This window comes from Protofrankia sp. CiP1_Cm_nod4, assembly GCF_982290645.1.
Genome location: NZ_CEVIVC010000109.1, coordinates 6,829 through 16,481, shown reverse-complemented (window position 1 = coordinate 16,481; position 9,653 = coordinate 6,829). Strand labels below are relative to the sequence as shown.

Here is a 9,653-nt window from a genome sequence, read left to right as displayed (position 1 = left end):
CGAAACCACCACCAGCGGCGCCAGCCCCGCCACCGGCGGGAGCATGCTGGAGGTCCTGCTGCCCCTGCGTCCCACCGGCAGCCGTCCTCCGCTGTTCTGCGTCCATCCGGCTGGCGGTATCAGCTGGCCCTATATCGGGCTGGCGCGTTACCTCGCGGACCATCCGCTCTACGGCCTGCAGGCACGGGGCCTGGCCGGGCCGGAAGAGCTGCCGGCCACCCTGGAGGAGATGGTCGCCGACTATCTCGAGCAGATCCGCGCGGCCCAACCGGCCGGGCCCTACCACCTGCTCGGCTGGTCCTTCGGCGGTGTGGTGGCCCATGCCCTGGCCGCCGAGCTCCAACGCGCCGGTGAGCAGGTCGCGCTCCTGGCCCTGCTCGACGCCTATCCCCTCGGGGCGGAATCCTCGCAAGAAGCGGCACCGCTCAGCGAACGGGACGTCCTCACTCTCCTCCTCGACGCCGCCGGCCTCAGCGAAGAGGGGCCACTCGACGAGGAACTGGACCGTGACCGCGTGATGGACCTCCTACGCCGCAAGCGCACCATTCCGGCGGAACTCCTGGAAGAGCGCGCACTGGCAGCCGTCATCGATGTCTCCAACAACAACGTCCGGCTGCTGCGGGGATTCACCCCCGGCCGCTTCGACGGGGACCTGCTGCTGTTCACCGCGGCCCAGCCCGCCCCCGACAGCCCGCCTGACGACCACCCGACACCGCGGGCATGGCAGCCGTACGTCGGTGGCATGATCACCATCCACGCCATCGCAAGCACGCACCATCACATGATGCGGCCCGAGGCACTGGCCCAGCTCGGGCCGATTCTGGCCGCCGCGCTCGAAGAAACCGGCCGGCGTCGTCCCACCCAGGGAAGCTGAAAGCCCGTGGCCAGCCCTTTCGAGGACGGGGACCGGAGACAGTATCTGCCCCGTCCTCGAAGGGGGAACCGCCTCCATCCGGGATGGATCCGCGGCTCGCGGGGAATCCGCGAGCCGCGGGAAACCGTCCCCCGCGCCGCGTCAGAAAAGGGTCAGGGGCTCGGTCGGTATCGGCTGGGGCAGCGCGTCGAGTCCGGGCACGCGTACCCGGACCTCGTCGTGGAAGCGGCGGGCGAGCGGCGGTGCGTCGGCGTTGTCCGGAGTATGGACAAAAACGGTGGGTGACCGGCCCTCACGCAGCCATCCGGCGACAATGTCGATCCAACGCTGCCAGCCCTCGATCGTCCGCTCGGCGGCGTCGCGGCCGAGGTAGCGGACGATCGGCCGGTCGGTCAACGCGAGCGGCCGCAGCGGCAGGCGCGGTTTCCTCGTCCATGCGTCCCGTTCGGCATCGCTGCTGGGAGGGCTCTGGAAGAATGCGGTGGTGTCGAATGGGATCCATTCGGCGGCCACGGTGGCAAGCGCCGCTTCGAGGAGCCGCGCCGCGCGAGGATCGTTGAAGAACGCGGGGTGACGGACCTCCACGGCGTACCGGTGGGACCTGGTGAGCCGGCACAGAAAGCGGGCGAGCGCGGGGACGTCGGCAGGAGCGAACGACCCCGGCAGCTGTATCCAGAGGGCATGGGCCCGTGGGCCGAGCGGCTCGATCGCCGCCAGGAAGGCGTGCAGCGCCTCGTCGACGTCCGTGAGACGGCGTTCGTGCGTGATGACCTTTGGCATCTTGATCACAAACCGGAAGTCGGGGCCGGTCTGCCGTGCCCACGAAACCACGGTGTCGCTGGCCGGGGTCGCGTAGAACGTCGTGTTTCCTTCGACCGCGTTGCACCAGCTCGCGTAGTGGCGCAGACGCTCGTGGGACGGGAGCGGATGTGCCAGCAGACGCCCCTGCCATGACCTGTGCGTCCACATCGCGCATCCCACGTGAAGACGCATGGCCCCGAGCCCTCCGTGAACGAGCCGCGCCCATGACAGCCGGGCCCGAGCTCGCCCTCCAGGTCTCGACCGTGACACACGCAGCACACATACCTGTACGGACGTACTGTATCCAGGCGCCGGGCCCGCCCCGGCGACGGAACGCACGTCTCCGGGCCCCAGCTCCTGTTCCAGCACCGGCCAGACGCCGGCTGGGCACGGCCGGTTCACGTCGCGGACCAGCCGGCCGACCGGTCCGTGAACGGGAACGGGAACGTCCTGGTCAGCCGGGGCCGGCGCGGGCCGGCCGGCCGGCCGGCTGACCAGGATGTCAGGACCGGGCCTCGATCAGGTCATGACCTGATCATGATCAGGTGAGGTCGAACCGGTCGAGGTTCGTCACCTTGGTCCACGCCGCGACGAAGTCGCGCACGAACTTCTCCCGCGCGTCGTCGCTCGCGTAGACCTCCGCGAGCGCGCGCAGCTCGGAGTTCGAGCCGAAGATGAGGTCGACGCGGCTGGCGGTCCACCTGACCTCGCCCGTGGCACTGTCGCGGCCCTCGAAGGTGTTCGCGTCCTCGGACGTCGGCTCCCACGTCGTGCCCAGGTCGAGCAGGTTGACGAAGAAGTCGTTGGTCAGCGTCCCGGGGGCCGTGGTGAGGACCCCGAGCGGCGACTGCCCGTAGTTCGCCCCCAGGACACGCAGACCACCGATGAGGACCGTCAGCTCGGGGGCGCTCAGGGTCAGCAGGTTCGCCCGGTCGATCAGCAGGAGCTCGGCCGGCAGGTGCTGGCCCTTCCCGAGGTAGCTGCGGAACCCGTCCGCGGCCGGCTCGAGCACAGCGAACGACTCCACGTCGGTCTGCTCCTGCGACGCGTCGGTCCGTCCCGGCGTGAAGGGGACCTCGACGTCGAAGCCGGCGTTCCTGGCGGCCCGTTCGACCGCGGCGTCACCGGCGAGCACGATCAGGTCGGCGAGCGAGATCCGCTTGCCACCGGTCTGGGCGGCGTTGAAGGCCTCCTGGATCCCCGTGAGGGCGCGCAGGACCACGGCCAGCTGGTCGGGCTCGTTGACCTCCCAGGCGCGCTGCGGCTCGAGGCGGATGCGCGCGCCGTTGGCGCCGCCGCGCTTGTCGCTGCCGCGGAACGACGCGGCCGCCGCCCAGGTGGTCCTGACCAGCTGTGAGACGGACAGGCCCGAGGCGAGGATCCGCTCCTTGAGGGCGGCGGCGTCCGCGGCGTCGACGAGCTCGTGGGCCACCGGCGGGACCGGGTCCTGCCACAGCAGCGGCTCGGCCGGGACCTCCGGGCCGAGGTAACGCGAGACCGGCCCCAGGTCGCGGTGCGTCAGCTTGAACCACGCCCGGGCGAACGCGTCCGCGAACTGGTCCGGGTGCTCCAGGAAGCGCCGGGCGATGGGCTCGTAGATCGGGTCGAGCCGCAGCGAGAGGTCCGTCGTCAGCATTGTCGGGGCGTGACGCTTCGACGGGTCGTGGGCGTCGGGGACGGTGCCGGCGCCGGCGCCGTCCGCCGGCTTCCACTGGTACGCCCCGGCAGGGCTCTTCGTCAGCTGCCACTCGTAGCCGAACAGGGTTTCGAGGAAGCTGTTGTCCCAGGTCACCGGGGTAGGCGTCCACGCGCCCTCGAGCCCGCTGGTGATCGTGTCCCCGCCCTTGCCGGTGCCGAAGGTGTTCTTCCAGCCGAGGCCCTGCTCCTCGATGGGGGCGGCCTCGGGCTCCGGGCCGATGTGCTCGTCCGGGCTGGCCGCGCCGTGGGTCTTGCCGAAGCTGTGGCCGCCGGCGATCAGGGCGACCGTCTCCTCGTCGTTCATCGCCATCCGGCGGAACGTCTCGCGGATGTCGCGGGCCGCGGCGACCGGGTCCGGGACGCCGTTCGGGCCTTCCGGGTTGACGTAGATGAGGCCCATCTGGACCGCGGCGAGGGGGTTCTCGAGCTCCCGGTCACCGGTGTAGCGCTCGTCGCCGAGCCAGACGCTCTCGGGGCCCCAGTAGACGTCCTCGTCGGGCTCCCAGACGTCCTCACGGCCGCCGGCGAAGCCGAAGGTCGTGAAGCCCATCGACTCCAGGGCCACGTTGCCGGCGAGGACGAACAGGTCGGCCCAGGAGAGCTGCTGGCCGTACTTCTTCTTGACCGGCCACAGCAGGCGGCGGCCCTTGTCGAGGTTCGCGTTGTCCGGCCAGCTGTTGAGGGGCGCGAAGCGCTGCTGGCCGGCACCGGCGCCACCGCGGCCGTCGCTGATGCGGTACGTGCCCGCGCTGTGCCACGCCAGCCGGATTATGAACGGGCCGTAGTGGCCGTAGTCGGCCGGCCACCAGTCCTGCGAGGTCGTCAGGACCTCGGCGACGTCCCGCTTCACGGCGGGGAGGTCGAGGGTCCGGAACGCCTCGGCGTAGCTGAACTCCTTGCCGAGGGGACTGGCCACCTCGGGGTTCTTGGCGAGAATCCTCAGGTTGAGCCGGTTCGGCCACCAGCCGCGGTTCCCGCCGCCCTGGGTGGGGTGCGGGACACGCCCGTTCGCGGCCGGGCGACTACCACTACTCTCCGCGTTTGTGTCGTATACGACCGCATCGTGGTTCTCGGACATTGAGATTCCTCCCGGGCCTAGGCGGATCAGGGGCGGTCAGGAACTGCGTGCGGTGGAGCAGCCGGTACGCAGGCCCCAGCGGATGACCCCGGCCTCGTCGGTCGAGAAGCCGCGGCCGTCGGACGCGGCCGGGCAGGGCACCTCACCAACGGCGCGGCCGACGTCGGCGATGACGCCGGATGACCGGCGCACGACCCGGCACACGACATGGTGATGGCCGTCCCCTGCCCGCGACCCGCAGCGAGAGCCACGGAGCCGGACGGACGGACGCGCCGCACCGGGCTCGTGGCCGTCAGCGCACGCAGCGAGTCGTACCCGGCCTGGTGGGACGCCCCGGGCAGATGCCCGCGCACGGCGCCGGCGAGCGGGTCCGTTGCGGCGCACGGACGCGCCCGCACCGCGCTCAGCACCGCCATCCGAGGACGGGCCGCGCGCAGGGTGGCCCCGCGCGGTATCTGCCGGAGGTCCACGGCCGTAGTCACGTCCCCGACCCTGGCCCGTTTTCTGGAATCAGTCAAGAATCCAGAGGGCATGCTTTCTGATCCGGAACGGCCCGGGCCCGCGTCCCGGAACATGGCGCGGACGCGAAGGCCCCGGGCTCCCGCGGCCAGAGACCGCCGGCCCGGAGGGACGCTGGTCTCAAGCCGAGCCCCTCCGGGTGGCGGGCGTAGTCACGCCGCGGTCATGCCGCGGTCACGCCATGGTCACGCCGCGCTCGCGCCAACGGTCACCCCAGCGGCGCGCTCGCGTGGCGGGACGGACAGGCCGTCGGGCTCGGCGGCCGCGCGGGGCCGGGGAAGGAACTTCGACGCGCCGTGGATGGCCAGGACGCACAGGGCGATCGTGAGGAAGGTCGCGGCCCACACGAGCCCACGGGAGAAGTCCTCGCCGTCCAGGTGCAGCGCGATGATGATGGGGCTGCCGATACCGAAGTTCGCCCCGAACATCGTGATCGGGAAGGCGGCGAACAGCGAGGCCAGGCCCCAGGGGCTGGAGACGCGCCGCCAGATCTGCACGGCCAGGACGGTGAACAGGACCGTCTGGGTGCCCTCGAGCACGCCGATCACCGCCGGGTAGTTCCAGATCCGCAGCTCGTAGGGGCCGTAGTAGGTGTAGACGTCGACGCCGGTGCCGATCGTCTCGAAGACGCACGAGGTGAGGATCTCCGCCCCCCAGATCGCGAACAGCCCCCGGTAGCTCAGACGGCCCTCGTACATCCGGCGCCCGGCGTACAGCGCGACGGCGGCGTACAGGATGATGTAGCCGCTGTGCGTCCAGTTGGGCTGCACGACGCCGAAGGCGCTGAAGTGCGACCACATCGCGCCCGGCTTGCCGGCGGCGTCCGCGTCGAAGAACCACAGGTCGAAGGCGACGTCGTACAGCGGCTCGGCGAACGCCCCGACGCCCGCCGCGAGCAGCGCGCAGAGATAGAACGGCGTCCGCTCCCTACGCCACAGATAGAGCGCGACCATGATCATACCGAGCACGAGAGCCCAGCTCACCCAGGTGAAGATCGACTGCCAGAGCAGATCGAGCTCGTGTGACACCACGTCCCGCGGCATGCGTCCCAATGAGGGCCTCCTTCGCCGGAGCCATCACAAATATGACGGCCGTCACTCCGGACGTTAAGAGGTGTCACGGGAGCGAAACCTCCCCTGTAGGGGGGCTGTCCCTCCATCAGCAGGGGGAAACAGGGAAAAACAAAGGGCGGCTGGCGTCCCTGACAGGCGCCCGGGGGCCCTTCTCGAGACCGGCGTGGGACGGCTGGAAGCGATCCCCCCGCGTACGTCGAAGTTACCGGAAAGCGTCGCGGGTGCCGGTGACCGCCCGCGGGCGGCCGCGCTGGCCGCCGGCCGGCCGGCCCGGCCCGAGGGGGTGGTCGCCGGTGTAGCCGACCGTGCTCAGGCAGAGCAGGACGTACCGTTGCGCGATCGCCTCCGGCGGCAGCGGCCCGTCCGGGGAATACCAGATGGACACGCTCTGGCACATGGTCAGGACCGCCCGGCTGGCGTCGGCCGGGATGGGGGTGGTGAAGTGGCCCTGGGCGACACCCGCCTCGACCGTGTCGAGCAGCATGTGCTCCAGATAGTCACGCAACGCGACGTACCGGGCCCGGTTCTCCGGCTCGAGGCTGCGGATCTCGGTGTCGAGGAAGGCCAGCCGGTGACGGTTGGTCATGTAGAGCACGACACACTCGACCATGGCCGAGAAGCGGGCCGCCGGGTCGTCACCGGCCTCGGCCACCGCGGCCCGGCAGCGGTCGAGGACGTCGCGGATGGAGGTCTCGATCAGGGTGACCAGCAGGGCCTGCTTGTTCTCGTAGTGGTAATAGAGGGCCGGGACGGTCACCCCGACCCGGCGGGCGATGTCGCGCACCGACGTGCCGTGGTAGCCGTGCTCGTGGAACGCCTCCATGGCGTGCCTGAGCACCGGGTGCAGATTCAGCGGTGGGTATTCGCGCCACCGCCTCGCGGCACCGGCGGCCGTATCCGGTGCCGTGTTCACGCGGGACTCCTCAGGGAATCACCGGGGAAATCATCGGGGGGCCATGCGAATGGCGCCGTCCAGGCGGATGACCTCACCGTTGAGCATGGGATTGTCCACGATGTGCTGGACGAGGGCAGCGTACTCCTCGGGACGGCCGAGCCGGCTGGGATGCGGCACCTGCGCGCCCAGGGAGCTGCGGGCCTCCTGAGGCAGCGTGGCCAGCATCGGGGTCTCGAACAGGCCGGGGGCGATGGTGACCACCCGGATCTGCCGGCCGGCGAGGTCGCGGGCGACGGGCAGGGTGAGGCCGACGACGCCGCCCTTGGACGCGGAGTAGGCGGCCTGGCCGATCTGGCCGTCGTAGGCGGCCACCGACGCGGTGTTGACGATGACCCCGCGCTCGCCGTCGACGGGCTCGTGGGCGCTGATGCGGGCGGCGGCCAGCCGGATGACGTTGAAGGTCCCGATCAGGTTGATCTTGAGCACGCGGGTGAACAGCTCCAGGGAGAGGGGGCCGTCCTTGCCCAGCACCCGGCCGGGGGTGCCGATGCCGGCACAGTTGACCGCGACGCGTACCGGCCCGAGCTGCCCGGCGATGTCGAGGGCCGCGGTGACGTCCTGCTCGCTGGTGACGTCGGCGGGAGTGAAGACGGCGCGGTCCCCGAGCTTGGCGGCCACGGCCGCGCCGTCGGAGGACGGCAGGTCCACCAGGGCCACGGACGCCCCGGCGTCCAGCAGCCGGTACGCGGTGGCCAGGCCCAGGCCGGAGGCCCCGCCGGTGATGAGCGCGACACTGCCTTCGATGTTCACGGAGCTTTCCTCCCACGGAGTGCGGTCTTTCCCCGGTGTTCCGGGAGGGCGTCCCGCTTGTCTGTACGGCGTCCGGCCCGGCTACAGGCGCTCGATGATGGTGGCGTTGGCCATCCCGCCGCCCTCGCACATGGTCTGCAGACCGTACCGGCCGCCGGTCGCCTCGAGGTGGTTGACCAGGGTGGCCAGCAGCCGGACACCGGAGGCGCCCAGGGCGTGGCCGAGCGCGACCGCGCCGCCGCGGGGGTTGAGCTTCGCCGGGTCGGCGGCCAGCTCGCGCTGCCACACCAGCGGGACGGGCGCGAACGCCTCGTTGACCTCGTAGGCGTCGATGTCGTCGATGGACAGCCCGGCCCGGGCGAGGATCTTCTGCGTGGCCGGGATGACACCGGTGAGCATCAGCACCGGGTCCGAGCCGGTGACGGCGAAGGCGTGGAACCGGGCCCGGGGGCGCAGGCCCAGCCGTTCGGCGGCCCGGGCGCTGACGATCAGGGTGGCCGAGGCGGCGTCGGTGAGCGGGGAGGAGTTGCCCGGGGTGACGTGCCAGCCGATCTCCGGGAAGCGGGCCGCCGAGGGGACGCCGAGGAAGGCCGGCTTCAGCCCGGCCAGCCCCGCCACGGTGGTGGAGGGGCGTACGGTCTCGTCCACCCGGTGGCCGCCCACGGGCACGATCTCCCGGTCGAAGCCGCCGGCGGCGGCGGTGGCCGCGGCCAGCTGGTGGGAGCGGGCCGAAAAGGCGTCCAGCTCCTGGCGTTCCAGCTTCCAGCGGGCGGCAATCAGCTCGGCGGACACCCCCTGCGGGACCAGGCCCTCGGGGTAGCGCCGGGCAAGCAGCGTCCCGGTGGTGTCCTGCCCCTGCGCCGGGGAGCCCATCGGTACCCGGCTCATCGACTCCACACCGCAGGCGATGACCACGTCGTAGGCGCCCGCGAGCACGCCCTGGGCGGCGAAGTGCACCGCCTGCTGGCTGGAGCCGCACTGACGGTCGACCGTGGCGCCGGGCACCGACTCGGGCAGCCCGGCGGCGAGCAGCGCGCTCCGGGTGATGTTGGCCGCCTGCTCGCCGGCCTGCGAGACGCAGCCACCGATGACGTCGTCGACCAGGGCGGGGTCGATGCCGGTGCGTTCGATGAGCGCCTGGAGCACGCCCGCGAGCAGGTCCACCGGATGGACACCGGACAGCGCCCCGCCCGGCTTGCCCTTGCCGGACGCGGTCCGTACCACGTCGACGATCACGGCGTCGCTCATCCCGCGCTCCTCTCAGCGGTGAGAGGACCCGTCCGTGGCCGGTCTCTCGGCTTCCACGGGCCGGCTTCCACGGGCCTCCCAGGCAAACCACGATCATTTATTTATCGATCGATAAACAGGGACGCTAGGCTCCAGTGGCAGGCGCGTCAAGCGGTGGACGTGATCCCGCCGCCAGCGACCGCAACGAGCCCCACAGCCGATGACCGGCAGAAACCGTCATCACAATTGAAGTAACGGAGAGGATTTTCCCCCTTCGGGGGATTGACCCCCATCCCGCCTGCTCTATCGTTCACCCCGGCCATCTTAGCGATCGATAAACAAGACTTCTTTCTGTCCCGATCGGGCCACCCCCGACCAGGGAGTTCCACGGCGGAACGCACGCGCCACGAGCGGGACCACGTGGGCTTCCGAACCACCGTCCGGGATCTCGTCGCCCGCGAGGTCGTCGACGGACGCCGCGTCCCCGGCGCCACCGGCACGGGATCCGATCCCGCCGGCAGCGCCGTGCCCGGTGCGACAGCCCGCGCCCTCGGTGCCGCTCGGCGCCCTCGGTGCCACCGACGCGCTGGTCAGCCTGGTCGGCACGGCCGAGGAACGCGCGCGGGCCCTGCGCCTGCTCGGCGCCGGCCAGCCCGCCGGAGCAGGCCCGGCGGCCGG

Annotated in this window: 7 protein-coding genes; 1 reads left to right on the top strand and 6 read right to left on the bottom strand. The window is 71.4% G+C overall.

From position 1 onward, the window contains the following. Positions 1–874: alpha/beta fold hydrolase (locus AC5LSR_RS18060; protein ID WP_493468708.1), on the top strand; the 874-nt coding region annotated here is incomplete at its 5' end. Between the two features lie 141 nt (positions 875–1,015). Here the strand turns inward: AC5LSR_RS18060 and AC5LSR_RS18055 are convergent. The 6 genes from AC5LSR_RS18055 to AC5LSR_RS18030 all read right to left on the bottom strand — a co-directional run bounded on the left by AC5LSR_RS18055 (position 1,016) and on the right by AC5LSR_RS18030 (position 8,996). Continuing rightward, entirely contained in the window at positions 1,016–1,867 is an 852-nt protein-coding gene (locus AC5LSR_RS18055; protein ID WP_250283745.1) for a DUF72 domain-containing protein, read from the bottom strand. 349 nt (positions 1,868–2,216) lie between these two features. Next, positions 2,217–4,451 (bottom strand): catalase/peroxidase HPI, encoded by a 2,235-nt coding sequence (gene katG, locus AC5LSR_RS18050; protein ID WP_250292225.1) that lies wholly within the window; start codon positions 4,449–4,451, stop codon positions 2,217–2,219. Positions 4,452–5,155: 704 nt separating this feature from the next. After that, positions 5,156–6,013, bottom strand: a complete 858-nt coding sequence (locus AC5LSR_RS18045) for a hypothetical protein (protein ID WP_250283774.1) — start codon at positions 6,011–6,013, stop codon at positions 5,156–5,158. A gap of 232 nt (positions 6,014–6,245) precedes the next feature. After that, positions 6,246–6,956, bottom strand: coding sequence for a TetR/AcrR family transcriptional regulator (locus AC5LSR_RS18040; RefSeq protein WP_250283748.1), 711 nt, complete (start codon positions 6,954–6,956; stop codon positions 6,246–6,248). Between the two features lie 30 nt (positions 6,957–6,986). Continuing rightward, positions 6,987–7,748 (bottom strand): 3-hydroxyacyl-CoA dehydrogenase, encoded by a 762-nt coding sequence (locus AC5LSR_RS18035; RefSeq protein WP_250283750.1) that lies wholly within the window; start codon positions 7,746–7,748, stop codon positions 6,987–6,989. A gap of 81 nt (positions 7,749–7,829) precedes the next feature. Continuing rightward, a complete protein-coding gene (locus tag AC5LSR_RS18030; protein WP_250292226.1) occupies positions 7,830–8,996 on the bottom strand; it encodes a thiolase family protein in 1,167 nt (388 codons plus the stop codon). Positions 8,997–9,653: the final 657 nt, after the last annotated feature.

Coding starts and splice junctions, on each gene's coding strand:
- AC5LSR_RS18030 (WP_250292226.1), bottom strand. CDS start 8,996: ATGAGCGACGCCGTGATCGTCGACGTGGTACGGACCGCGTCCGGCAAG.
- katG (WP_250292225.1), bottom strand. CDS start 4,451: ATGTCCGAGAACCACGATGCGGTCGTATACGACACAAACGCGGAGAGT.
- AC5LSR_RS18055 (WP_250283745.1), bottom strand. CDS start 1,867: ATGCGTCTTCACGTGGGATGCGCGATGTGGACGCACAGGTCATGGCAG.
- AC5LSR_RS18045 (WP_250283774.1), bottom strand. CDS start 6,013: ATGCCGCGGGACGTGGTGTCACACGAGCTCGATCTGCTCTGGCAGTCG.